The sequence below is a fragment of the Promicromonospora sp. MS192 genome, assembly GCF_049532985.1.
Taxonomy (GTDB): domain Bacteria; phylum Actinomycetota; class Actinomycetes; order Actinomycetales; family Cellulomonadaceae; genus Promicromonospora.
The window spans coordinates 1362583-1385854 of the sequence record NZ_CP186693.1 but is presented as its reverse complement, the minus strand read 5'-3'; the positions used below and the strand labels follow the sequence as shown (position 1 = coordinate 1385854).

Genomic DNA, 23272 nt, shown 5'->3' with positions numbered 1-23272 from the left:
ATCACGCCCCGGCTCGCGGCGGGACGTCCGCCGGATGCGTGAGGTGCGCGTCGGCCAGGCTACGTACGCCCTTCTTGGCCTGCTGGACGAGCTCGTACACGTGCGTGCGCAGGCGCGCGAACTCGGCGTCGCCGCGCGTCTCGAGCTGGTCGCGCTCGGCACCCAGGCCGACGGCGACGTCCTCCAGCACGACCGTGGGCCGGGCCGACAGGACGAGCACGCGTTCCCCGAGGTAGATGGCCTCGTCGATGTCGTGGGTCACGAACACGACCGTGATGCCCAGGCGCTTCCACAGCGTGCGCACCAGGTCCTCGAGCTCGAAGCGGGTCTGCGCGTCGACGGCCGCGAACGGCTCGTCCATGAGCAGCACCTGCGGCTCGTAGGCCACGGCCCGGGCGATGGCCACGCGCTGCTGCATGCCGCCCGAGAGCTGCCACGGGTAGGACGCCGCCACGTCGGCCAGGCCGACCGCCGCGAGCGTCTCGCCCACCAGCTGCGCCCGGCGGGCCTTGCCGACACCCTTCTCCTTGAGGGGCAGCTCGACGTTCTGGGCCACGCTCATCCAGGGGAACAGCGAGCGCCCGTACTCCTGCAGCACCACGGCCATGCCCGGCGGGGGGCCGGTGATCGCGGCGTCGCCGAGCACCAGCTCGCCGGACGTGGCGGGCATGAGGCCGGCCATGCAGCGCAGCAGCGTCGTCTTGCCGGCACCCGAGGGGCCGACGACGCACACCAGCTCGCCCGGCCGGATCTCGAACGTGAGGTCGGCGATGGCCTCGACGGGCTCGCCGCGGCCGGTGTAGACCTTGCGCAGGTTGCGGACGTCGAGGCGCGCGCCGCCGGGGTGCTCGGCCGCGGCACGGTCCGGAGCGGCGCGGTCGGCGGCCGTGTTCGCGGGGCTGGACATGTCAGGCACCTCCGTGCTGGGACTGCCGGTACCCGAGGTACCAGCGCAGGACCGCGTCCGTCACGGCCCGGAAGACGAGGGACAGCAGCACGCCGACGACGCCGAGCAGGATGACCCCGCTCCACATCTCCGGGATGGCGAAGCTGCGCTGGAACTGCACGATGGAGAAGCCGAGGCCGTCCTTGGCGGCGAACATCTCGCTGATGACCATGAGGATGATCCCGATGGACAGGGCCTGCCGGGCGCCCGTCACGATCTGCGGGCTGGCGCCCCGCAGCACCAGGTGGCGCAGCGTCGCCACGGTGCCCAGCCGGTAGGCCCGGGCCGTGTCGCGCAGCACGGGGTCCAGGCCGCGCACGCCCTCGACCGTGTTGAGCAGGATGGGCCACAGGCAGCTGATGGCGATCACGACGATCTTCATGGTGTCGCCGATGCCGAAGAACAGCATGAGGATGGGGACGAGCACCGGCGGCGGCACGGCCCGGAAGAACTCCAGCACGGGCTCCGCGAAGGCGCGCAGCGCCCGGGAGGACCCGATGGCGACGCCGAGCGCGATGCCGGCCACCAGGGCGATGGCGTAGCCCGCCAGCAGGCGCAGCACCGACGGGACCACGTCCACGGCCAGGCGGCTCTCGCCGAGCGGCGCGGAGAACCACGTCTCGCGGAACGTGCCGACGATGATGCTCAGCGGCGGGTTGAAGAACGAGGTGCTCCCGGCGCTCGTGAACCACCACGTCGCCACGATCACGGCGGGCAGCCCGAGCGTCACGAGCACGGGCCGCAGGACCTTCCAGGCGCTGCTCATGCCGCCACCTCCCCGCGCACCGACGGGTGCCAGAACAGCACGCGCCCCTCCAGGGCCCGCGCGAGCACGTTGACGGCGACCCCGAGCAGGCCGGCCACCACCACGTACGCGTACATCGACTCCACGGCACCCGAGGACTGCGCGACGCCGAGCAGCTTGCCGATGCCCGGCGTACCGATGAGGAGCTCGCCGGTCACGGTGAGGATCAGGGCGACGCTCGCGGCCAGGCGCAGGCCCGTCATCGCGTACGGCAGCGTGGTGGGCCACACGACCGTGCGGATCCGGGTCAGCGTCGAGAACCGGTAGGAGCGCGCCGTGTCGGAGGCGACGGGGTCGACGTCCCGCACGCCGGAGAGCACCTGGACCAGCACCTGCCAGAAGCTGGCGTAGACCACCAGCAGCAGCGTCGAGACCATGCCCGTGCCGTACAGCAGCACGGCCACGGGGATCAGCGCGACCGACGGCACCGGCCGCAGGAACTCGATGGTCGAGGCGGTCACGGCGCGCAGCACCGGTACGGAGCCGATGACGACGCCGAGCACCACGCCGGCGACCAGCGAGATCGCCAGGCCCGTGACCCACGTGGTGAGCGTCTGGCCGAGCGCCGTCCAGAACTCCGGCGTGCCGAGCCGCTCGGCGAGTGCCGTCAGGATGCGCGACGTCGGCGGCAGGAACCGCGCGTCCACGAGCCCGAGCCGGGGCGCGAGCTCGACCACGAGCAGGAGCACCGCCACCCCCGCCAGGCCGAGGGCCCAGGCGGGGGTGCGGCGACCGGCGAGCCGGTGCGTGCGGGTCACGGCAGGAGCTTGCTCACGTCGACGGGCTCGTCGAACATGCCCTGCTCCGTGCCGAGGTCGGCCAGGAGCTGGAACGAGGCGTCGGTCAGGTCGGCCGAGAACTTCGGCATGACCATGGCCTCCTTCACCGCGGGGTCGATCTCGGTGTAGGTGTCCAGGACGGCCCGGGTCTCGTCGGGGTGCTCCTCCGCGTAGGTGAGCGACTGCTCCATGGCGGCGGTGAACGCCTCGACGGTCTCCGGGTCCTGCGCGATCTGCTGGTCGGAGGTGAAGTAGGCGGCGATCATCAGGTCGGGGTCGGTCTCCGCGAAGTTGGAGGCCACGACCTCGGCGCCCTGCTCCAGGGCGGTGGTCAGGTGCGGCTCGACCACCCAGGCGGCGTCCACCTGCTCGCCCGCGACGGCGGCCGGCATGTCGGGGAAGCCCATCTCGACGAACTCGACGTCGTCCGCCTCGCCGCCCGCGTCGCCCACGACCTTGCGGATCGTGGTGTCGCCGATGTTGTTGAGCGTGTTGACGGCGACGGTCTTGCCGGCCAGGTCGGCCGCGTCCTTGATCTTCGAGCCCTCCGGCACGACCACGGCGCCGAAGTCCTCGCCGGGCGTGCCGGTGGTGTAGTTGCCGGCCGCCACGGCCTTGAGGGGCAGGCCCTGCGAGGACGCGACGAGCAGGGAGGTCACGTTGCTGAAGCCGAACTGGTACTCGCCGCTGACCACGGCGGGCACGATCGCCGCGCCGCCCTGGGCGAGCTCCAGGGTGACCTCGAGGCCCTGCTCCTCGAAGAAGCCCTCCTGGACACCGAGGTAGATGGGGGCGACGTCGACGATCGGGATGACGCCGACCGTCACCGGGGTGAGCTCGCCGTCGGCCGGGGCGTCCCCCTCCCCTCCGGCGTCGGAGGTGCCGCCGCAGGCGGCCAGGACGAGGGCTGCGGCCGAGGCCACCACCGCGAGAGGGAACGTGCGACGCACTGTGGTTCTCCTTCGAGACATGGTGATTGCGATTGAGATTCGGCGCGCCACTGCGGTTCGCAGGTGTGCGACATCCGAACGCCTGTGCTCAGGGAGAACACTCGCAGGATCGGCAGCCGGGGTCAACACCCCGTTTTGTCACGATCCGGTCACCACGACCGGGCCACCACGAGACCGTCACGGCAGGACGAAACCGCAGGTCAGGGGCGCGTCGCAGCCCGTGACCCTGCGGCACCGCCCGCCGGCCGGGGGTCAGCCGGGCCGGCGGGCCGCGGTCACTGCGCGGGCTCCTGGACGAGCAGCTTGGTCACGTCCACGGGCTTGTCGAACAGGCCGTACTTCAGGCCGAGGTCGGCCAGCACCTGGAGGTAGGTGGGCTCGATGTCCGCGGCGAAGCGCGGCATCACCATCACCGACTTCACGACCGGGTCGATCTCCGTGTAGGTGTCGAGCACGGCCCGCGTCTCGTCCGGGTGGTCCTGCGCGTAGGTGAGCGACTCCTTGACCGCCGCCGTGAAGGCGGCCACGGTCTCCGGGTCCTGCTCGAGGGTCTGGTCGGAGGTGAAGTACGCCGCGACGAGCAGGTCGTGGTCGGTCTGGGCGAAGTTGGAGCTGATGATCTTCGCGCCCTGCTGCACCGCCGTGGTCAGGTGCGGCTCCACGACCCAGGCCGCGTCGACCTGCCCGCCCTTGAGAGCCGGGAGCATCTCCGGGAAGGGCATCTCGACGAACTCGACGGCCGCCGGGTCGCCGCCCGAGGCGTCGACCACGTTGCGCACGGTCGTGTCGCCGATGTTGTTGAGCGAGTTCACCGAGACGGTCCGCCCGGCCAGGTCGGCCGCCGTCGCGATGTCGGAGTCACCGGGGGCGACCACCGCGCTGAAGTCCACGCCGTCCTGCCCGGTCGAGAAGTTCCCGGGCGCCACGATCTTGAGCGGCTCACCCTGGTTCGAGGCCATCAGGAGGGAGGTCACGTTGCTGAACCCGAACTGGTAGTCGCCCTTCACCACGGCGGGCACGATCGCCGCCCCGCCGTCGGCGAGCTCGAGCGTGACGTCCAGCCCGTGCCTGGCGAAGATGCCCTCCTGGACACCGAGGTAGATCGGGGCGACGTCCACGATGGGGATGACGCCGACGGTGACCGCCTGGCGCCCGCCGGTGGCGGACGAGGAGCTGTCCGGGGACGCACCGGACGGCGTGGCGCACGCGGCCAGGGCCACGGCCACGGCTGCCGCCGTCGCGATGAGCGGGATCTTTCGACGCACTGGGGGTTCTCCTTCGAACTTGCACTTGCCCGGGGGATGCGGCACAGCGCGCCCCGCGTACGCGGGCGCGCGGACGTACGACGAACAGGCGTGCCGGGGAGAACGGTGCCGGGCCGTGCCCACGTGGTCAACACCACAACGGTCACGATCGGGTCAAAAGTGCACGTCGAGAACTCGGACCCGGCCCCTCAGGCGTCGAACCCCCGGCGGGAGGACTCGATGTGCCCCATGTTCTGCCGGGTCCACTCGCACATCAGGTCGACCGTGGCGCGCAGGCCCCGGCCGGGCTCGGTGAGCGTGTACTCGACCCGCGGCGGCACCACGGGGTGCACGGTGCGCTCGACCAGGCCGTTGCGCTCCATCATCCGCAGGTTCTGGGTCAGCATCTTGTGGCTGATCCCCTCCAGGGCGTCCCGCAGCTCGCTGAACCGCAGCGTCCGGTCGCCCAGCGTCTCGATGATGAGCAGGGCCCACTTGTTCGCGACGTCGGAGAAGATCTCCCGCGCCAGCGTCCCCGCGCGCATGATGTCGTCCTGGGCCGGCTCGTCGACCTGCGTGGTCACCATCTGGATCCTCCGTCACCGAGAAGTGCGTCCTTCCGCACCCACCTTAACTCTCCTATGGTTTCTGAGTAACCACTGGTAACCGAGTAACCAAGGAGCAGGAGATCATGAGCGTCACCCTCAGCAACCCCGAGGGCCTCGTCCGGAGCGCGGCCTACCACCAGGTCGCCGTCGCGACGGGCACCCGGCAGGTCTTCGTCGCCGGGCAGGTCGCCTGGGACGCCGACGGCGTCACCGTCGGCGCCGGTGGCCTCGCGGCCCAGGTCGAGCAGAGCTACGCGAACGTCGAGGTGGCGCTGCGTGCCGCGGGCGCCGGCCTGGACGACGTCGTGCGGCTGACCGTGTACGTCGTGGACTGGACGCCGGACAAGATGCCCCAGCTCCTGGAGGGCATGGAACGCGCTGCCGCCCGGCTCGGGATCACGGCGCCTCCGCCCGCCGCGCTCATCGGCGTCGCCGCCCTGGACGTGCCCGAGCACCTGGTCGAGATCGAGGCGACCGCCGTGGTCGACGAGAAGCCCCAGTTCTTCACCGTGCCCGGGTACGGCGACCGGATGCTGGAGCGGATGCGGTACCACCAGGCGGTCCGCGTCGGGAACCGGGTGGAGATCTCGGGCCAGGGCGGCTGGGACGACGACCTCACGTTCCCGGACGACCTCGAGGAGGAGATCGTCCGGGCGTTCGACAACGTCGGACGCGTGCTGCAGGCGGCCGGTGCGTCGTGGAGCGACGTGGTGCACGTCAACTCCTACCACGTGCCCGAGGAGGCCGGGTACATCGGGGAGACGACCAACCGCGTGATGGTCGAGCAGTTCCGCGCACGGATGGGCGACCGGGCACCGGTCTGGACGGAGACCGGCGTGTCCGCCCTGGGCGCGCCCGGGATGCGTGTCGAGATCCGCGTCACGGCGGTGGTGGAGGACTGACCGACGAGGCCGGCGGCGGGCGGCCGTCAGGTGCGGTCGGCCGCGTCCGTCAGGAGGTCGCGCGTGAGCTGGTCCACGAGCTGCGCGACCTCCGGCTCGTCGCCGTCGGGCCACTCGGCGACGTACCGCCGCAACCGCTCCCGCTCGGCCTCCCGGATCGCCTCGGCGACGGCGTCACCGGCCGGCAGCGCCCGCACCGTGTCGCCGTCGACGGTCACGAGGCCACGGGTCTCGAGAGAACCCGCCACGACCCGCACCACGTCCTGGTCGGCGCCGGTGCGCTCGGCCATGAGCCGCAGGGAACGGGTCCGCTTGAGCGAGACCCTCGTGAGCATCCACGCCTCCCGCGCCGACAGCCCGACGTCGGCCGCGACCAGGTCGTAGACCCGCAGCGGGTCGCGCTTGCCCACGCGGCGCCACAGGATCATGCGCAGCTCCTCCAGCGACGTGCGGGACGACGGCAGCGCGAACGACGCTCCCGCCGCATGCCCCGCCTCGGTGCCGTCGCCGCCGCGCGTGGCCGTGCGCAGCTCGACCTCGGGCAGCAGCCACGTCAGCGCGAACGCCAGCAGCGCCACGGGCACCGCCCCGAGGAACACGACGTGCAGAGCGCCCGTGTACGCGTCGAGGAACCACGTCTGCACCTCGGGCGGGCACTGCGCGAGCGCCTGCGTGGACGCCGACAGGGACTCGGGCCCGCACGGGCCCTGCGCCCCGCCCGGGACCGACCGGGCCAGCTCGGCCGCGAGCCGGTTCGCGAACACCGTGCCGAACACCGCCACGCCGACGGACGAGCCGATGGTGCGGAAGTAGGTGGTGCCCGAGGTCGCGGTACCCAGGTCGCGGTAGCTGACGGCGTTCTGCACGGCGATGACCAGCACCTGCGTCACCATGCCGAGCCCTGCGCCGAGCACGAACATGCTCAGGCCGGCCTGGAGCGTCGTCGTGGCCTGGTCCATGAGGGAGAGCAGGTAGAGGCCGGCCGCGGTCACCGCCGTACCGAGGATCGGGTAGATCTTGTAGCGGCCGGTGCGCGAGATGAGCTGGCCCGAGCCGATCGACGTGAGCAGCAGGCCGAGCATCATCGGCGTCATCTCCAGCCCGGACTCGGTGGGCGTGGAACCCTTGACCGTCTGCAGGTACAGCGGCAGGTAGGTGATGGCGCCGAACATCGCGAAGCCCACCGCGAACCCGATCACCGCGGCGACGGAGAACACCTTGTCGCGGAACAGGTGCAGCGGCAGCACCGGCTCGGGGGCACGCCGCTCGACGGCGACGAACGCGACGAGGCCGGCCACCGTGAGCGCCGCCATCGCGTACACGGGCGCCGAGCTCCACCCCCACGTGGTGCCGCCCAGGCTCGTGAGCAGCACGATCGCGGTCGAGACCGTGGCCAGCAGGACGATGCCCGCGTAGTCGATGCGCGGCCGCGTCCCGGTCGCGATGCGCGGTAGCACCGCGGCGACGGCCACCAGCGCGAGGGCGCCGACGGGCACGTTGACGTAGAACACCCAGCGCCAGTCGAGGTTGTCGACGAAGAACCCGCCCAGCAGCGGCCCCGCGACCGACGAGACACCGAAGACCGCCCCGAACAGACCCTGGTACCGGCCGCGGTCCCGGGGCGGCACCACGTCGCCGATGATCGCCTGCGACAGCACCATGAGCCCGCCGCCCCCGACGCCCTGCAGGGCACGCCAGGCGATGAGCTGACCCATGGTCTGCGACGTGCCGGCCAGCACCGATCCGGCGAGGAAGATGACGATGCAGGCGAGGAAGAGCGGCTTGCGTCCGAACAGGTCGCCGAGCTTGCCCCAGAGCACGGTGGTCGCGGTGCTGGCCAGCATGTACGCCGTCACGACCCAGGACAGGTGCTCGGCGCCGCCCAGGTCGGACACGATGGTGGGCAGCGCCGTGGCCACGATGGTCTGGTCGAGCGCGGCGAGCAGCATCGCGAGCATCAGCCCGCCGAAGATGGCCCAGACCCTGCCCTTCGGCAACGCCTGCGGCTCTGCCTCTGCAATCGGTGCGGTCATGCGGCGCCTCCCAGGTCCCGGGCGGACGGCGCGGTCCGTGCGCCGGTGCGCGTGCCCCACGCAGCAGACTGACACGACGGGCCGGGGTCGGCGCGGGGAGACGGCGACCGCCGCTACGGTGGGCCCATGCCCGCACCCGAGGACGACACGGTCCGGTTCTGGGGCCTGGCCAGCACCCACGAGCAGCTCGACGGCTCCTGCCTGGCCCGCCGGGAGGCCGCACCGCGGCTCGGTCTGGCCACCTTCCTGTACGCCGTGACACCCCGCGACACCGAGGTGCTGCGGCAGGACCTCGCGACGGCGGCGGCGCGCGGATGCCGGCGGGTCGTGGTCGAGGACCGTACACCACGCTGGGTCGAGGCGGAGCTGCTGCTCGACGGCTGGGCGGCCGAGGACGAGCTCCGCCTCGTGCTGCCGGACCGGCAGGCGCTCGCCGGCACGGCACCGCAGCATCGCATGCTGCGTGCCGAGGACGCCGACCCCGCCTGGGCGGCGCGGCGTGCCATGCTGCGCACGGACCACCTCGAGGAGGACGCGCGCCACGGCGTGCCGGAGCGGCCCGTGGCCGACACCGACGCCACGGTCGCCCACCGGCAGGCCCTCGAACGGCACGCGACCTACTTCTGCGCGGAGCGGCGGGGGGACGTCGCCGGATTCGTGTGCGCCTGGCGTGCGCCGTCGGGGCAGGGCGTGGTCGAGGACGTCTTCGTGGCCCCGGAGCACCGGGGGCACGGCGTGGCCACGGCACTGCTGCGCCACGCGGTCGGGGCGCTGCGCGCCGAGGGTGCCGGCCCGGTCGGGATCGCCGCCGAGGTGGGTGACACGCCGGGTCACCTGTACGCACGCCTGGGCTTCCGGCCGCACCGTACGGTCCGTTCCCTGTCCGTTCCCTGACCCGCTGACCCGGTCGCGACACCGGCGCGGGGCGGGCCTCGGGCTGCTGGGCGACTGCGCTGCTGGACGGGTGCGGCCCGCCGGTCAGCGGGCGCGGGAGTCCGGCGGGGTGGTGCCCGGCCGCTGCGGGTCGCCGCCCGGCTCCTTGCGCCGCCCCGGCCCGGACCCGGCGTTCAGCATCGCGAACACCGGCGCGAACGCCGCCCCGAACACGATGCCCAGGGCGATGTTGTCCAGCGCCACACCGAACGCCACCCCGATGCCGAGGCCGACCGCGATCCCCACGCCCCAGCTCGAGCCCACGGTCGGCGTGGTGTCGTCGTCGCGCTCCTCGTCGGATCCACCGGTCGCCATGCCGCCACAGTAGGCCGGGCCCGGGGGCGCACACCTCCCCCGACAGGTGGATCTTGCCGTCGTTCCCTGGGGGGACGCCCGCCGGTCCGGTGCCGTCCTGGTCCGGGGACGGACGATCCCTGGCTGTCGGAGCGGCGACGGCATAGCGTCGGGAACCATGGACCTAGGCCTGCACTACTCCACGTTCACGCACCCCGAGTGGGAGACCACTCTGGCCGATCGCCTCACCGAGACCGCACGGATCGCCGACGACGGCGGTGTGAGCCTCATGACCGTCATGGACCACTGGTTCCAGATGCTCCACACGGGTGGCCCCTACGAGCCGATGCTGGAGGGGTACACGACGCTCGGCTACCTCGCCGGCGTCACGAAGAACGTCCGGCTGAGCCTGCTGGTCACGGGTGTCACCTACCGGTACCCCGGGCTGCTGGCCAAGACGGTCTCCACGCTGGACGTCCTGTCCCGCGGTCGGGCGATGCTGGGCATCGGGGCGGCCTGGTACGACCGTGAGCACGCCGGCCTCGGCGTGCCGTTCCCGCCCGTCGCCGAACGCTTCGAGCGCCTGGAGGAGACCCTGCAGATCTGCCGCCAGATGTGGTCGGACGACGACGGCGCCTACGACGGCAAGCACTACCACCTCGCGGAGACCATCAACCTGCCGCGTCCGCCCCGCGGCGCGGTACCCGTCATGATCGGCGGCGGCGGCGAGCGCAAGACCCTGCGGCTGGTGGCCCAGTACGCCCAGGCGTGCAACCTCTTCGGCGCGCCGGGCCCGGAGGGGGTGGAGATGGTCGGCCACAAGCTCGACGTGCTCCGCGAGCACTGCGACCGGCTCGGCACCGACTACGACGCCATCGAGAAGACCATGCTCTTCCAGGGCGACCCCACCGGCGACGTCGACGGCTTCCTCGCCGGCATGGAGCGGTACAGCGCGCTCGGCATCACGCTCGTCGCCCTCATGCCGCCGCTCTACCAGGACCCGGTGCCGTGGGCGACCCGGCTGGCCGAGGACGTCGTGCCCCGGCTGCGGGACGTCTGATGGGCTCTGCCGGGCCGCTGGAGGTGCTGGACGGCTGGTGGGACCCGCGGGCGTCGCTGCTCGCGGATCCCACCTGGGCGGCCGGACCGCACGACCATCACGTGCGCGAGACCTGCTGGTACGCCCTGGGCCTCCTGTCCCGGGCGGCGGACGGCGGTGCGACGGCCGACGTCGACCGCGCCGTCGCCGCCCTCGGCGCCGTGCTGGACCAGCAGTGGGACGACCCGGCGGTGCCGTGGCACGGGACGTGGCGCCGCTCGCCCGCCGAGCCGGACCCCTCCCCCGAGCACGCCCGCGAGTGGCGGGACTACGACCCGAACTGGCGCGAGTTCATCGGCTGCACGCTGCTCCAGGTCGTGGCCGCCCACGCCGGCGTGCTGCCGCCGGCGCTGCTGAGCCGGATCGACGCGGCCCTCGTCCTGGCCGCCACCGGCACGAGCGCACGCCGTGTGGACCCCGGCTACTCGAACATCGCGCTCATGGCGGCCTTCCTGCTGCATGCCGTCGGACGCCGCACGGGGAACGCGGCATGGGACGAGCAGGGCCTGCACCTGGCGGGCGAGGTCTTCGACCGCTTCGAGGAGCACGGCACGTTCGAGGAGTACAACTCCCCCACCTACTACGGCATCGACCTGTACGGGCTGGCCCTCTGGCGCCGGCACGGCCTCGACCCGGCGACGACGGCGCGGGCGGCCGCCGTCGAGCTCGCGCTGTGGGACGAGATCGCGCGGCACTACCACGCGGGGCTGGCGAACATGGTGGGCCCGTACGACCGGTCCTACGGGATGGACCTGCAGGAGTACGCCTCCGGCGTCGGGGTCTGGATCTGGTCGGTGGTGGGGCGCGAGCGCGCCCCGTTCCCCGACCACACGGGACCCATCGGCCACCACCGGGACCTCGCGCTGGCCCCTCTGGTGGCCGCACTCGGCGCGCCCGACCTACCGGCCCGGACCCGGGCAGCACTGGAGACGTTCGACGGACCGCGGGCCACCCGCCAGGTGATCACGGCACGCCGGGTGGCCACCACGGTGCTGCAGCCGCACCTCATGGTCGGCGCGGAGGACGTCGGGGGCGACCGGGGCCGGCTCGACGGCCAGTTCCACCCGCTCACCGCGCACTGGCGCCCCGAGGAGCCAGGGCCGGTCGGCTGGTTCCGCCTGGTGAGCGACCTGACGATCGACGCCGCCGCCCACCCCACGGCCGAACCGGACAGCGCGACGGCGACGCTCCGCTGGACCGGTGCCGGCACGGTCCGGTTCCAGGTGCGCCCCGGAGGTTCCGCGGGCCCGGAACCTTCAGCGCCGGAGCCGTCAGGCGCCACGACGGCCGCGATCGACCTCACCGCGAGGTCGTGGCGTCTCCCCTCGCTGCTGGTGCGGGTCACCACGTCAGCGAGGCTGCGCGAGGTGACCCGATCGCACGACGGCACGTGGTGGGTCGCCTACGACACGGACGGCCCGGGCGAGGCCCGTCTCGACCTGGCCCGCAGACCCTCGACCTGACGAACCGGTACGGCTCACGGCGCCACGTGGGCGGCCTGCGTTCAGCGGTCCGACGACGGCGGCAGGTCGCGGCCGATCAGCCGCACGATCGCCACCTCGGTCGCCTCGGCCATGTCGACCGAGCCCGGTGCCAGCAACCACTGGAGCTGGAGGCCGTCCATCGTCGCGACGATCACCCGGGCGGTGGTGGCGGCGTCGACGTCGGCGGGGATCTCGCCCTGGGCCGCGGCGTCGTCGAGTGCCTCGACCACCAGGTCGAGCAGGCCCGCGTAGCGGCCACGGAACCACTCCTGTGCGGGGTGGCCGGCGGTCACGCTCTCCGCGGCGAGCACGGTGTAGAGCCGCACGATCCCCTCGCGCCCGGCGTTCCGGCGCACGGTGTCGACGAGATGCCGCAGGAACGCCAGGCCGCGCGGACGCTCGTGGCCGAGCTCCGAGATGTCGGTCGAGTCGCGCAGGTCGAGCACACCGGTGAGCAGACCGGCCTTCGACGAGAAGTAGTGCAGCACGCCTGCCTGGGTCAGTCCCACCCGGGACGCGATCTCGGCCAGCGACGCGCTCTGGTAACCACGCTCGGCGAAGGTCTCCATCGCGATGCGCAGGATCTCCGCGCGGCGCTCGGCGGGAGGACGTCGCACCCGGCCCGCACCGGCTTCTCGTGTCATCCGAGCGAGTCTACGGACCCGGTGGCGCACATCAGGGCAACCCCTACCTACCGAGCACTCGGTAGGTAGGGGTAGGCTCGCCGCACATCACCCACAGATGGGAGTCGCAATGACGCGCACCACCCGCACCGGGCCCCTCCGCACCGCGCTCGCCACGCTCGGCGTCCTGACCCTCGCGGCCGTCGGGCTGGTCCCGGCCGCCGCGGCCGGCCTCACCCCGGACGACCCGTCCGCCGGCCGCGGGACCGCGGCCCCGTTCGCCGCCCCGACCAGTGCCCACGTCTGGACCACGACCGCCGACGGCACCCAACGGCTCACCGACGGCGGCGCCCTCGCCTTCGACACGGGCCCGCAGGCCACCGACATCCGCGTCGACCCGAGCCAGGTGGCGCAGCGCTTCACGGGCGCCGGGGCCTCGGTGACCGAGGCGTCCGCCGCGCTGATCAGCGCCCTGCCCTCCGGGACCCGCGACACGCTGCTGCGGTCGCTGTTCTCCCGCACGGGCGACGGCATCGGGCTGAGCTACCTCCGCCAACCGCTCGGCAGCACCGACTTCAACGCGGGCGGCTTCTACACCTACGAGGACACGCCCGGGCAGTTCAGCATCGCCCGCGACCAGCAGCAGATCCTGCCCGTCCTGCGACAGGCCCTGGCGGTCAACCCCGGCATCCGGTTCATGGGCAGCCCCTGGTCGCCGCCGGCCTGGATGAAGACGGGCGGCTCCCTGAACGGCGGCAGCCTGCGCCCCGAGAACTACGACGAGTACGCCGACTACCTGGTCCGGGCGATCCAGGCGTACGCGCAGCAGGGCGTCACGCTGAGCGACCTCACCGTCCAGAACGAACCGCTCTTCGCCACGAGCTACCCGTCCACGAGCATGACGGCGGCCGAGCAGGCACAGTTCCTGCGGGTGCTCGACGCCCGCCTGACGGCCGCGGGGCTAGGCACCCAGATCTTTGCCTACGACCACAACTGGGACCGCCCCGACTACCCGCTGGACGTGTTCGCCGGGACCCAGGGCATCGCCCGCGTCGTCGGCGCCGCGTTCCACTGCTACGGCGGCTCCCCCGAGGCACAGGCCCAGGTCGTGGCCGCGGGCAAGCGGGTGTACTTCACCGAGTGCTCCGGCACGGACAGCGACAACGCAGCCGGCACCTTCGGGGACACGCTGATCTGGCACGCGGAGAACCTCGTGGTGCGCAACCTGCGCAACGGCGGCGAGACGGTCATCACCTGGAATCTCGCGCTCGACCAGAACGGCGGACCGCACCAGGGCCACTGCGGCACCCGGTGCAACGGCGTCGTCGAGATCGCGGGCAGCTCCGTGACACGCAATGCCGAGTTCTACGTGCTGGGCCACCTGAGCAAGTTCGCCGACCCCGGCGCCCGGCGCATCGGCTCGACCACCGAGCAGCCCGGTGGGCTGCAGAACGTCGTGCTCCAGAACCCGGACGGCACCCGGGTCGCGTTCGTCGTGAACGCCTCGTCCGGCAGCCGCACCTTCTCGATCACCGACGAGGGCCGCTCGCTCACCCACACCCTGCCCGGCCGCTCGGTGGCCACCTTCACCTGGGACCCCCAGGCGTCCACCGACCCCGCCGACCCCGACCCGGCGTCCTGGTACCAGGTCGTGCCGACGGCCAGCGGCAAGTGCCTCGACGCCGCCGACTGGGGCACGGCCGACGGCACCGGCCTGCAGCAGTGGGCCTGCGGCGCCGCGGACCAGGCGAACCAGCGCTGGCGCTTCACCCCCACCACGGGCGGCTGGTACCAGGTCACCAACCAGCACGCGGGCAAGGTCTGGGACGTCGACGGCGGACCGGGCGCGGTCGGCGCCGGAGCCCCCGTGCACCTCTGGTCCTTCGTGGGCGGCACCAACCAGCAGTGGCGCCCGACCGCGACCAGCGGCGGCCTCACCTTCACCGCCCGGCACAGCGGCTCGTGCCTCACCCTCGGCGCCGCGACGGGGTCCGACGGGACGCGATTCACGCAGCAGCCCTGCACGGGGGCGGCGACGCAGGTCTTCCGGCTCACGCGGGTCGGCTGACCGGCTCCCCCACCAGCACCGCGAACCCGTCGAGATGGCGGGCGAGGACGTACTCGAAGAGCACGTCAAGGTCCTCGCCCGCCCGCTCCGGCGTAGCCGCGAGCATCGGGAACCGGCCGCTGCCCAGCAGCTCGCGCCTCCGGGCACCGTGCGCCACGGTCCACCGGTCGAGCGTGACGCCGGTGTCCAGCTCGGCCTCCGCCTCGGCGGCGACCGACAGGGCCACGGTGAGCACCGTCGCGTGCAGGGCGAGCGCCTCCCGCATACGAACGGCCGGGGAGAGCCCCAACCCGTCCAGCGCGCGCAGCGTCCACTCCGTATGGGCCATCATCGCGGGCACCAGCAGCGGGCGCGTGAACGAGACGGTGCGCGGCAGCCACGGATGCCGGCGGCACAGCTCCCACTGCCGACGCGCGACCAGGGTCAGTCTGGCTCGCCACCCCGGCGGCAACCGGTCGGGCAGGACCGCCTCCCCCACCGCCAGGTCGGCCATCTCGACCAGCAGCTCGTCCTTGTTCGCCACATGCCGGTACAACGACATCGGGCCGACCCCGAGCTGGGCCGCCAGACGCCGCATCGTCACCGCGGCCAGCCCCTCGGTGTCGGCCAGCGCGATGGCCGCGCGCACCACGTCGACACGGCCCAGCACCCGCTCGGCCTGCCCCTGGGCGGGCCCGACGGATGCCGACGGCAGCGGGAGGGCCGGTGGCCGGTCCCGCCGGGCCGGCACCGTGCGCCCGGCCGACACGCCGACCACGGTGCCGGAACCCACCCGGGACTCGACCAGCCCCTCGTCGCGCAGGACGGCGATAACTCGCGTCGCCGTCGCGAGCGCCACGCCCCGGCGCAACGCGATCTGGCGGACCGACGGGACCCGGTCACCCGGTCGCAGCTCGCCCGACACGATCCGGGCACGTATCTCGGCGGCGATCGTCCGGTAGGGCGGTGCGGACTGCTGCGACGACATGGCACTCCTCCGACGGTTCGAGGGGACGCCCCAAGTGTACTAGGTCGGTTTCTCACCCGCCCAGAACACTTGTCTCCCCGTTCGTCCACTGTTCTGCGTGAATCCTCGCTACGGTCGAGACGCGGCACAACAGCGATACGCCGTACGCATCTGCGGTTCCCGCCGCACCGAGACACGCACCGCCACACCCACGACACACAGGGAGAGCACATGAAGAACCGGAGCATCCTCATCTCCGGCGCCGGGATCGCCGGACCAACCCTCGCCTACTGGCTGCACCGGTACGGCTTCGACGTCACAGTGGTGGAAGGTGCCGCGGCCCCGCGCACGGGCGGCCATGCCGTGGACATCCGTGGCACCGCGCGGGAGGTGGCCGCGCGCACCGGGATCGTCCCGGCCGTCCGCGCGGCGCACACCGGCGCTCGCGGCATGGCCTTCGTCGACGAGCGCGGCACCCGCGTCGCGTCGTTCGACCCCGCCGTGTTCGGCGACTCGGGCGGCCCCGTCGCCGAGCTCGCGATCAAGCGCACCGACCTGGCCAGGATCCTGTACGAGGCGACCCTGAACGACGTCGAGTACGTGTTCGACGACTCCGTGATCGCCGCCCAGCAGGACCACGACGGCGTACACGTCCAGTTCGCCCACGGCGAGCCACGGCACGTTGACCTGCTGGTGGGAGCGGACGGTGTGCACTCCGCAGTCCGCCGGCTGATGTTCGGCCCGCACGAGGAGTACGTGCGCGACCTGGGCCTGTACCTGTCGATGTACAGCATCACCACGGACGTGGACCTCGACGGGTGGCAGCTCATGTACACCATGCCCGGCGGCGCCGGCGGTCCGGGCCGGACCGCCGGCCTGTACCCGCAGCGCACGCCGGGCACCGCGCTGGCGGGCTTCTTCCTGCCCTCGCCACCGCTGGACCACGACCGGCGGGACGTCGACGAGCAGAAGCGGACGGTCCTGCGCGCCTTCGCGGGTCAGGGCTGGGAGATCCCGCGGATGCTCGACTCGATCTGGGACGCACCGGACTTCTACTTCGACCGGGTCGTCCAGGTCGAGGTCGACGGCTGGTCGCGCGGCCGTACCGTTCTGCTCGGGGACGCCGGCTACTGCGCGTCCCCGATGTCCGGGATCGGCACCAGCCTGGCCCTGGTGGGTGCGTACGTCCTGGCCGGGGAGCTCGCAGCGGCAGACGGCGACCACACCCGGGCGTTCCGCGCCTACGAGGACGAGATGCGGGAGTTCACGGCCCGGGCGCACGCATTCGCCCGCGCGTCCGGCGACGGCGGCCTGATGCCGCGGACGCGCGGGCAGATCCGGAGGCGCAACCTGTCCGTGCGTCTGCTGCCCTACCTGCCCCAGGCGCTGGTCGGCCGCGGCATGGACCGCGTGGCTCGGACGGTCACCCTGAAGGACTACCCGACACCGGTGCACCGCTGAACAGGGACGCCGACGAACAGCACGAGGGGGAACGATGGTGAAGGCACCGACGGGGCGGCTGCGGGCCGCCTGGATGCTGGCGCTGCTGACCACGGTGTGCGCCGAGCTGACGTTCACGGCCGTGGCGGTGCCGAGCGCGTGGCTTCTCCTGCCGCTGCTGCTGGTGATGTACGGCGCGGGCGTGCTGGTGGTACGCGAGGCCGCGGTACGCGCCGGAGGTGGCTGGCCGACCCTGGTGCTGCTGGGCCTGGTCTACCAGCTCGCGGAGGACGGTCTCGGGCTGCAGGCCCTGACCAGCCCGGACATGTACGGCGCCGCCGACTGGGGCCTGCGGGCACTCGGCGTGAACTGGAGCTACTGGGTGTCCCAGGTCGGCGTGCACGTCGTGTTCAGCGTGCTCGTCCCCGTGCTGCTGACGGATCTCCTGTTCCCCGCCCACCGCGGGCGGCCGTACCTGCGCGCCGGTGGGCTCGCCGGTGTCGGCCTGCTGGCGGTGCTGGGCGTGGTGGGCCTGCGGGTGGTCATCTCGTGGACCGAGGACCCGGGGTACCTGACCCCGTGGGGCTGGACGGCCGCGTACGTGGTGGCCATGGTGCTGCTGGCCTGGCTGGCGCTGCGCGTGGTGCCCCGGGTCCGTATGACCGTCCCGGCGCCCGCGGCGTCCGTTCCTCGGCCCGGGGTGGTAGGCGCGGTTCTCGGGCTGGCGACCGTCGTGTTCCTCCTGCTCCTCCTGCCGCCCGGGCTCGCTCCGGCGTCGCCGTTCGAGGGCACCGCCCTGCCGCTGGTGGTACCCGTGACGGCCGGCGCCCTCGTCGGGCTCGGCGCGGGGTGGGTGGTGCTGTGCTGGACGGCGGCCCCGGACTGGGGCGACCGGCACCGTGTCTGGCTCGCGGGCGGCATCCTGGTGGGACACACCGCATTCATGATGCCTGGCTCGCCCGCCACCGCTGCCGTCGGCGCGGCCACGATCGGGCTGGAGGTCGTGCTGCTGATGCTGTTGTCCCGGCACGTGGCACGCAGGACGGAGGCGATCGCCGGGCCGTAGCAGGTCCGGCGTGGGACCTGGTCCTGCCGAACCGGCTACCGTCGCAGCCGGTCCGGGGGCGCGGTGCGCGACGACGCCGCGACGACCGTCAGGCAGAGCAGCACGGCGACCACGCCGAACCCGAACATCTCGGCGTAGGTCCAGGTGTCGCGCAGCCAGGCGAGCGCCATCGGCACGAAGAACCCGAGGTAGGTCAGGGAGTAGAAGACGGCGGTGAGCCCGGCGAGCTGCCCGGGCCCGGCGATCCGCGCGACCTCGCTCAGTCCGGCCACGAGCGCCAGCCCGTACCCGGTCCCGAGCACGACGGCGGCCGCGACGCCCACCGCCAGCGACAGTGACCCGGACGCCCAGGCGGCGAGCGCCATCCCCGCCGCGATGATCGCCAGCGCGACGACGGATGCCCGGGCCGACGTGGGCGTGTCGATCCGCCGGGCGACGACCTGGATGCCGATGCCGCAGCCGAGGGCCAGGATGGCCATCATCCCGGCGAACGCGATGGGCAGGCCCCCGACGTGATCGGTCAGCAGGCTGGGCAGCACCGCGAAGGCGCAGCCGGCGCAGCCGAACACCCACGGCGCCAGCGGCACCACGACGCGCAGGAACCGCGGGTTCCGCGCGGCGGTGATGCGCAGGTCGTCGACCAGCGGGGCACGATCGGCACGAGGCCGAGCGGGGCGGGTCTCCGGGACCCGCAGCAGCACGGCGCCGGCGATCAGCGCCCCCGCCGCGTGCAGCACGTACGACAGGAGCGTGGGCCAGGGCGCGAACTGCGCGAGCATGGCGGCCACGCCCGCACCGGCGAGGAACCCCGCGGTGAGCGACAGCGAGCCACGGCGGGGTCCGGCGGCCCGGTCGCCCGCGGCGGCGCTGAGCTCCGTGACCCAGGTGGAGCCCACCGCCATGGCGAGACCGAGCGCGACGCCGCACAACAGGCGGCCGACCGAGAGCACCACGGGGCTGGACGGGTCCAGGGCGAGCACGAGCGACCCGACCGCCGACACCGGTGCGGCGGGCAGCAGCAGCGGACGGCGGCCGAACCGGTCGGACAACGGCCCGCCGAGCAGCAGCGCCGGCACCAGACCGAACACGTACACGGCCAGCAGCGCGTCGACCATGACGGGGCCGATGTCGCCCCGCTCGCGGTACATCACGAGCAGGGGCGTGAACTCGTTGCCGCCCCAGGCCACCGCGAGCAGGACGGCGGCCACCGCCCACCAGGCCCGGCGTCCGGCGGGAACGACGGCAGAGTTGTCCCCGGGGCTCGTAGGTGGCATGCCCTCATCCTCCGCAGGACGGTGCACAGGGAACAAGCGGGGCCACTGTGAGGGTGAGCACACGACGGGTGGGTGCGAGGTGTGCCCGGGCGTGCGAGGTGTGCCCGGGCGTGCGGGGTGTCCGGGGGTACGGGTCTCGCGGGGGGGGCAGGCGGGTTGCGGGCCGTGCGTCCCGGGCCGACCGGCCCGAGAAGATGTGCCCCGCGGAGACGCGTGACGGGGAGTAGACATTGTCTACTCCCCGTCACGCGTCTCCGCGGGGGTGCCTCCCGGGCACCTCTGGACCGCCTGTTACTTGGCCCCGGCCGGGTCGACCGGGCTCGCGTCGGGATCCACGGGGCGGTCGGCCTCGTCGGTCTCCACGCCACCGTCGGCCTTGTCGTCGGCCTTGCCGTCAGCCTCGGCCGAGGTGGTCTCCGCGTCCGGATCCTCGTCGTCGGCCGGCTCGCGGCCCGGCACGTAGACCGACAGCTCCGGTCCGGTGTGCCGACGCCCCTGGACGACGACGATCGCCACGCCGAGCAGCACCGCGATCCCCGACGTCCAGATGTTCGCGGGGATCCCCAGCGGCGCGTCGCTCGTCGGGTCGATGCGGATGGCCTCCAGCCAGCTCCGGCCCAGGCCGTACCAGACCAGGTACAGGCCGAACAGCCGGCCCCAGCGCAGACCCGGGCCCGGCGTCGCCAGGGCCTCGTTCCGCCGGGTCACGCGCCGCTCGATCGTGAGCAGCAGGGCCACGCCGACGAGGTTCCAGATCATCTCGTACAGGAACAGGGGGTGGAACAGCGTGCCCTCGGGGGTGCCGTCGGGGAACATCGGCGCGTCGGAGCGGATCTCCAGGCCCCACGGCAGCGTGGTCGGCAGGCCGAACAGCTCCTGGTTCACGTAGTTGCCCAGCCGCCCGATCGCCTGGGCGACCAGCAGGCCCGGCGCGAGGGCGTCGGCGAAGGACCAGAAGCGCAGGCCGGAGATGCGGCACCCGATCCAGACACCGACGGCGCCGCCGAGCAGGGACCCGAACAGGGCGTTGCCGCCCTCCCAGATGCGCACCCAGGCCCACGGGTCCACCCCGGGCCCCGTGAAGTCACCGAGGTGGGTCAGCACGTGGTAGATGCGGGCGCCGACGATGCCGATCGGCACCGCCCACATTGCGACGTCGAGCGCGAGCCCGGGCGCGGCACCCCGCGCCCGCAGGCGCCGGTCGGTGATGTACGCGGCGGCGGCGATACCCGCCAGCAGGCACAGAGCGTAGGTGTGGATGGTGAGCGGGCCCAGGCTGAACTGCGACCACACGGGGTCGGGGCTGGGGATACTGGCCGGAAGCACGACCCGAAGGTACCGCGATCGGGCGGCCCGGTGGGCATCGGACCGCCCGAGTCGTCAGCGGCGGCGCTTCTCCCGTACGCGGACCGAGATCTCGATGGGCGTGCCCTCGAAGCCGAACGTCTCGCGCAGGCGACGCTCGATGAACCGGCGGTACCCGGCCTCGATGAACCCGGTGGCGAAGATGACGAACCGCGGCGGACGCGTCGAGGCCTGCGTCGCGAAGAGGATGCGCGACTGCTTGCCGCCCCGAAGCGGGTGCGGGTGCGCGGCGACGAGCTCGCCGAGGAACGCGTTGAGCTTGCCGGTGGGGATGCGCCGGTCCCAGGACGCCAGCGACCGCTCGATCGCGGGCACCAGGCGTTCGGCGTGCCAGCCGGTGCGCGCCGAGAGGTTGACCCGCGGGGCCCACTGGATCTGCACGAGCTCCTTCTCGATCTCCCGCTCGAGGTAGGGGCGGCGGTCCTCGTCCATGAGGTCCCACTTGTTGTACGCGATGACCAGCGCACGACCGGCGTCCACGACCTGCTGGATCACGCGGATGTCCTGCTCGGTCAGCGGGTTGGACGCGTCCACCAGGACCACGCCGACCTCCGCCTTGTCGATCGCGGCGGCGGTGCGCAGCGACGCGTAGAAGTCGGCGCCCCGGGTCTGGTGCACGCGGCGCCGGATGCCCGCGGTGTCCACGAACCAGTACGGGGTGCCGCGCAGCTCGATGAGCTCGTCGACGGGGTCGCGCGTGGTCCCGGCGACCTCGTCGACGACGACGCGCTCCTCGCCGGCGATCTTGTTCAGCAGCGACGACTTGCCGACGTTGGGCCGCCCGACGAGCGCCACGCGGCGCGGGCCGGCGGGCCGCAGCGTGCCGTGCGCCGACGTCGTGGGCAGGGCCTTGATCGCGGCGTCGAGCAGGTCGCCGGTGCCTCGGCCGTGCAGCGCGGAGACGGGGTACGGCTCCCCCAGGCCGAGGGACCACAGGTAGGCGGCGTCCGCCTCGCCGGAGGCGCCGTCCACCTTGTTGGCGGCCAGCACCACGGGCTTGCCGGAACGCCGCAGCAGCTCGACCACGCGCTCGTCGGTCGCGGTGGCGCCCACGGCGGCGTCGACCACGAAGACCACGGCGTCGGCCAGGGAGATGGCCACCTCGGCCTGCTCGGCGACCTTGGACTCGATGCCCGCGACATCGACCTCCCAGCCGCCCGTGTCCACGAGCATGAACCGGCGGCCGGACCACTCCGCCGGGTAGGACACGCGGTCGCGCGTCACGCCCGGCTTGTCCTCGACGACGGCCTCGCGGCGGCCGAGGATGCGGTTCACGAGGGTCGACTTGCCGACGTTCGGCCGTCCGATGATCGCGAGCACCGGCAGGATCTGCTCGGACTCGGACTCCTCGTCGGACCACTCGGCGTCCAGGAGCTCCTGGTCCGCCTCGTCGAGCTCGAACTCCGCCAGGCCGGCGCGCAGCGCCCGCTCGCGCGCGAGGTCGTCCTCCGTCTCGTTCAGGTCGAGCTCGAGGGCAGCATCATCTCGGGCCGCGGCGTCCAGCGCAGCAGCCTCCGATGCAGAGGAGTCGTGGGTCATGCTCCCTATTGTCGCAGGCCCGCCGCCCTGAGGCCGACCCACGCGGGTATGACCTGCCACACCGCGTCGCGGCTCACGCCGACGGCGCGACCTCGCGCCCCGTCGCCCGTGCGACCACCGCGAGCACGGCGTCGACCGTCTGCTCGAAGTCCAGGTCGCTGGAGTCGACGGTCACCACGCCGTCCGCGGCGACCTGGAACTGCGTCACCTTCGCGTCGTCCTGGTCACGGCGCAGCACCTGGTCGCGTGTGGCGTCCACGGCCGAGTCGTCGGCGGCGCCGTGCACCTCCAGCGACCGGCGGCGCAGGCGTGCCTCCTCGGAGGCGGTCAGCAGCACGCGGACGTCGGCGTCGGGCGCCACGACCGTGGTGATGTCGCGCCCCTCGGCCACGATGCCGCGCCCGCCCGAGCGCACGGCCTGCGTCGTGCTCGACTCCTGGTCGATGAGCGCCCGCTGGAGCCGCTTGAGCTCGGCACGCACCTCCAGGTTGGAGGCGACCTTGGACACGTTCGTCGTGACCTCGGTGCTGCGGATCGTCACCGAGACGTCCCGCCCGTCCAGCTCCACGCCGGGCGCGGCCGGGTCGAGCCCCATGACCAGCGGCATCGCGCGGACGGCGGTCGCCACCGCCGTCGCGTCGTCCAGGTCCGCCGTCTCCATGCTCCACACCGTGGCCGCGCGGTACATGGCGCCGGTGTCGAGGTAGGCCAGCCCGAGCCGCGCCGCGACCGCCTTGGACACGCTGGACTTGCCGGACCCGGAGGGGCCGTCGATGGCGATCACCACAGGACTGGTCACGTACTCGCTCACTTCCGTTGAGTGCTGGATATCTGTTGCTGGAGTGCGTCCCGGGCCACGAGTACCCAGCACTCA

21 protein-coding genes are annotated in these 23272 nt (G+C 72.9%); 7 read left to right on the top strand and 14 right to left on the bottom strand.

Translation table 11 applies throughout. The annotated features are described in order from the left end of the window. Window position 1: 1 nt before the first annotated feature. The 6 genes from ACO229_RS06175 to ACO229_RS06150 all read right to left on the bottom strand — a co-directional run bounded on the left by ACO229_RS06175 (window position 2) and on the right by ACO229_RS06150 (window position 5311). Window positions 2-907, bottom strand: a complete 906-nt coding sequence (locus ACO229_RS06175; protein WP_423464142.1) for an ABC transporter ATP-binding protein — start codon at window positions 905-907, stop codon at window positions 2-4. A 1-nt stretch (window position 908) separates the two neighbouring features. Further along, entirely contained in the window at window positions 909-1712 is an 804-nt protein-coding gene (locus tag ACO229_RS06170) for an ABC transporter permease (protein WP_423464141.1), read from the bottom strand. Next, window positions 1709-2509 (bottom strand): ABC transporter permease, encoded by an 801-nt coding sequence (locus ACO229_RS06165; RefSeq protein ID WP_397432791.1) that lies wholly within the window; start codon window positions 2507-2509, stop codon window positions 1709-1711. Before ACO229_RS06165 ends, ACO229_RS06170 begins: the two co-directional genes overlap by 4 nt. Continuing rightward, window positions 2506-3480, bottom strand: coding sequence for an ABC transporter substrate-binding protein (locus tag ACO229_RS06160; protein WP_397432793.1), 975 nt, complete (start codon window positions 3478-3480; stop codon window positions 2506-2508). Before ACO229_RS06160 ends, ACO229_RS06165 begins: the two co-directional genes overlap by 4 nt. Window positions 3481-3755: 275 nt before the next feature. Further along, a complete protein-coding gene (locus ACO229_RS06155; protein ID WP_423464140.1) occupies window positions 3756-4745 on the bottom strand; it encodes an ABC transporter substrate-binding protein in 990 nt (329 codons plus the stop codon). A gap of 188 nt (window positions 4746-4933) precedes the next feature. Further along, a complete protein-coding gene (locus ACO229_RS06150; RefSeq protein WP_423464139.1) occupies window positions 4934-5311 on the bottom strand; it encodes a winged helix-turn-helix transcriptional regulator in 378 nt (125 codons plus the stop codon). Window positions 5312-5415: 104 nt separating this feature from the next. Here ACO229_RS06150 and ACO229_RS06145 point away from each other — a divergent pair, with 104 nt between their 5' ends. Continuing rightward, complete coding sequence (locus ACO229_RS06145) at window positions 5416-6234, top strand: Rid family hydrolase (protein ID WP_423464138.1); 819 nt, start codon at window positions 5416-5418, stop codon at window positions 6232-6234. 26 nt (window positions 6235-6260) lie between these two features. Here the strand turns inward: ACO229_RS06145 and ACO229_RS06140 are convergent, their stop codons facing one another. Further along, window positions 6261-8267 (bottom strand): DHA2 family efflux MFS transporter permease subunit, encoded by a 2007-nt coding sequence (locus ACO229_RS06140; protein ID WP_423464137.1) that lies wholly within the window; start codon window positions 8265-8267, stop codon window positions 6261-6263. Window positions 8268-8393: 126 nt separating this feature from the next. On the opposite strand from ACO229_RS06140, the gene ACO229_RS06135 reads away from it, so the two are divergent. Then, the gene (locus tag ACO229_RS06135) at window positions 8394-9161 is read left to right on the top strand and encodes a GNAT family N-acetyltransferase (protein ID WP_423464136.1); all 768 of its coding nucleotides are present in this window, start codon (window positions 8394-8396) and stop codon (window positions 9159-9161) included. Between the two features lie 84 nt (window positions 9162-9245). On the opposite strand, the gene ACO229_RS06130 is transcribed toward ACO229_RS06135, so the two are convergent. After that, the gene (locus ACO229_RS06130) at window positions 9246-9515 is read right to left on the bottom strand and encodes a hypothetical protein (protein WP_423464135.1); all 270 of its coding nucleotides are present in this window, start codon (window positions 9513-9515) and stop codon (window positions 9246-9248) included. A gap of 157 nt (window positions 9516-9672) precedes the next feature. On the opposite strand from ACO229_RS06130, the gene ACO229_RS06125 reads away from it, so the two are divergent. Further along, window positions 9673-10554, top strand: coding sequence for an LLM class F420-dependent oxidoreductase (locus tag ACO229_RS06125; RefSeq protein WP_423464134.1), 882 nt, complete (start codon window positions 9673-9675; stop codon window positions 10552-10554). Next, window positions 10554-12056 carry a hypothetical protein gene (locus ACO229_RS06120; RefSeq protein WP_423464133.1) on the top strand — a complete coding sequence of 501 codons (1503 nt, stop codon included), beginning with the start codon at window positions 10554-10556 and terminating at the stop codon, window positions 12054-12056. The genes ACO229_RS06125 and ACO229_RS06120 overlap by 1 nt, the downstream gene beginning before the upstream one ends. Window positions 12057-12097: 41 nt before the next feature. Here ACO229_RS06120 and ACO229_RS06115 read toward each other — a convergent pair whose 3' ends face one another. Continuing rightward, complete coding sequence (locus ACO229_RS06115; protein ID WP_423464132.1) at window positions 12098-12721, bottom strand: TetR family transcriptional regulator; 624 nt, start codon at window positions 12719-12721, stop codon at window positions 12098-12100. Window positions 12722-12830: 109 nt separating this feature from the next. Between ACO229_RS06115 and ACO229_RS06110 the strand changes: the two genes are divergently transcribed. Continuing rightward, window positions 12831-14768 carry an RICIN domain-containing protein gene (locus tag ACO229_RS06110; RefSeq protein ID WP_423464131.1) on the top strand — a complete coding sequence of 646 codons (1938 nt, stop codon included), beginning with the start codon at window positions 12831-12833 and terminating at the stop codon, window positions 14766-14768. Here the strand turns inward: ACO229_RS06110 and ACO229_RS06105 are convergent. After that, window positions 14752-15735 carry a GntR family transcriptional regulator gene (locus ACO229_RS06105; protein WP_397415864.1) on the bottom strand — a complete coding sequence of 328 codons (984 nt, stop codon included), beginning with the start codon at window positions 15733-15735 and terminating at the stop codon, window positions 14752-14754. The two genes, ACO229_RS06110 and ACO229_RS06105, sit on opposite strands and share 17 nt — an antisense overlap. A 210-nt stretch (window positions 15736-15945) precedes the next feature. On the opposite strand from ACO229_RS06105, the gene ACO229_RS06100 reads away from it, so the two are divergent. Further along, window positions 15946-17175, top strand: a complete 1230-nt coding sequence (locus ACO229_RS06100; RefSeq protein ID WP_397432803.1) for an FAD-dependent monooxygenase — start codon at window positions 15946-15948, stop codon at window positions 17173-17175. A 34-nt stretch (window positions 17176-17209) separates the two neighbouring features. Further along, window positions 17210-18220 carry a hypothetical protein gene (locus ACO229_RS06095; RefSeq protein ID WP_397415868.1) on the top strand — a complete coding sequence of 337 codons (1011 nt, stop codon included), beginning with the start codon at window positions 17210-17212 and terminating at the stop codon, window positions 18218-18220. Window positions 18221-18255: 35 nt separating this feature from the next. Here ACO229_RS06095 and ACO229_RS06090 read toward each other — a convergent pair whose 3' ends face one another. From ACO229_RS06090 to cmk, 4 genes are all read right to left on the bottom strand, one after another. Next, window positions 18256-19494, bottom strand: a complete 1239-nt coding sequence (locus ACO229_RS06090) for an MFS transporter (RefSeq protein ID WP_423464130.1) — start codon at window positions 19492-19494, stop codon at window positions 18256-18258. Window positions 19495-19785: 291 nt separating this feature from the next. Continuing rightward, window positions 19786-20820 carry a prolipoprotein diacylglyceryl transferase gene (lgt, locus tag ACO229_RS06085; RefSeq protein WP_423464129.1) on the bottom strand — a complete coding sequence of 345 codons (1035 nt, stop codon included), beginning with the start codon at window positions 20818-20820 and terminating at the stop codon, window positions 19786-19788. A gap of 54 nt (window positions 20821-20874) precedes the next feature. Beyond that, window positions 20875-22398 (bottom strand): ribosome biogenesis GTPase Der, encoded by a 1524-nt coding sequence (gene der / locus ACO229_RS06080; RefSeq protein ID WP_423464128.1) that lies wholly within the window; start codon window positions 22396-22398, stop codon window positions 20875-20877. Window positions 22399-22471: 73 nt separating this feature from the next. Then, window positions 22472-23197: a (d)CMP kinase gene (gene cmk / locus ACO229_RS06075; protein ID WP_423464127.1), complete on the bottom strand. Its 726-nt coding sequence runs from the start codon at window positions 23195-23197 to the stop codon at window positions 22472-22474. Window positions 23198-23272: the final 75 nt, after the last annotated feature.

Excerpts from the sequence above, each read along its gene's own strand:
- ACO229_RS06150 (WP_423464139.1), bottom strand. The coding sequence starts at position 5,311 with ATGGTGACCACGCAGGTCGACGAGCCGGCCCAGGACGACATCATGCGC.
- ACO229_RS06135 (WP_423464136.1), top strand. The coding sequence starts at position 8,394 with ATGCCCGCACCCGAGGACGACACGGTCCGGTTCTGGGGCCTGGCCAGC.
- der (WP_423464128.1), bottom strand. The coding sequence starts at position 22,398 with ATGACCCACGACTCCTCTGCATCGGAGGCTGCTGCGCTGGACGCCGCG.
- ACO229_RS06175 (WP_423464142.1), bottom strand. The coding sequence starts at position 907 with ATGTCCAGCCCCGCGAACACGGCCGCCGACCGCGCCGCTCCGGACCGT.
- ACO229_RS06110 (WP_423464131.1), top strand. The coding sequence starts at position 12,831 with ATGACGCGCACCACCCGCACCGGGCCCCTCCGCACCGCGCTCGCCACG.
- ACO229_RS06105 (WP_397415864.1), bottom strand. The coding sequence starts at position 15,735 with ATGTCGTCGCAGCAGTCCGCACCGCCCTACCGGACGATCGCCGCCGAG.
- ACO229_RS06145 (WP_423464138.1), top strand. The coding sequence starts at position 5,416 with ATGAGCGTCACCCTCAGCAACCCCGAGGGCCTCGTCCGGAGCGCGGCC.
- ACO229_RS06095 (WP_397415868.1), top strand. The coding sequence starts at position 17,210 with ATGGTGAAGGCACCGACGGGGCGGCTGCGGGCCGCCTGGATGCTGGCG.
- ACO229_RS06090 (WP_423464130.1), bottom strand. The coding sequence starts at position 19,494 with ATGCCACCTACGAGCCCCGGGGACAACTCTGCCGTCGTTCCCGCCGGA.
- ACO229_RS06125 (WP_423464134.1), top strand. The coding sequence starts at position 9,673 with ATGGACCTAGGCCTGCACTACTCCACGTTCACGCACCCCGAGTGGGAG.
- ACO229_RS06100 (WP_397432803.1), top strand. The coding sequence starts at position 15,946 with ATGAAGAACCGGAGCATCCTCATCTCCGGCGCCGGGATCGCCGGACCA.
- ACO229_RS06120 (WP_423464133.1), top strand. The coding sequence starts at position 10,554 with ATGGGCTCTGCCGGGCCGCTGGAGGTGCTGGACGGCTGGTGGGACCCG.
- ACO229_RS06130 (WP_423464135.1), bottom strand. The coding sequence starts at position 9,515 with ATGGCGACCGGTGGATCCGACGAGGAGCGCGACGACGACACCACGCCG.
- ACO229_RS06115 (WP_423464132.1), bottom strand. The coding sequence starts at position 12,721 with ATGACACGAGAAGCCGGTGCGGGCCGGGTGCGACGTCCTCCCGCCGAG.
- ACO229_RS06140 (WP_423464137.1), bottom strand. The coding sequence starts at position 8,267 with ATGACCGCACCGATTGCAGAGGCAGAGCCGCAGGCGTTGCCGAAGGGC.
- ACO229_RS06170 (WP_423464141.1), bottom strand. The coding sequence starts at position 1,712 with ATGAGCAGCGCCTGGAAGGTCCTGCGGCCCGTGCTCGTGACGCTCGGG.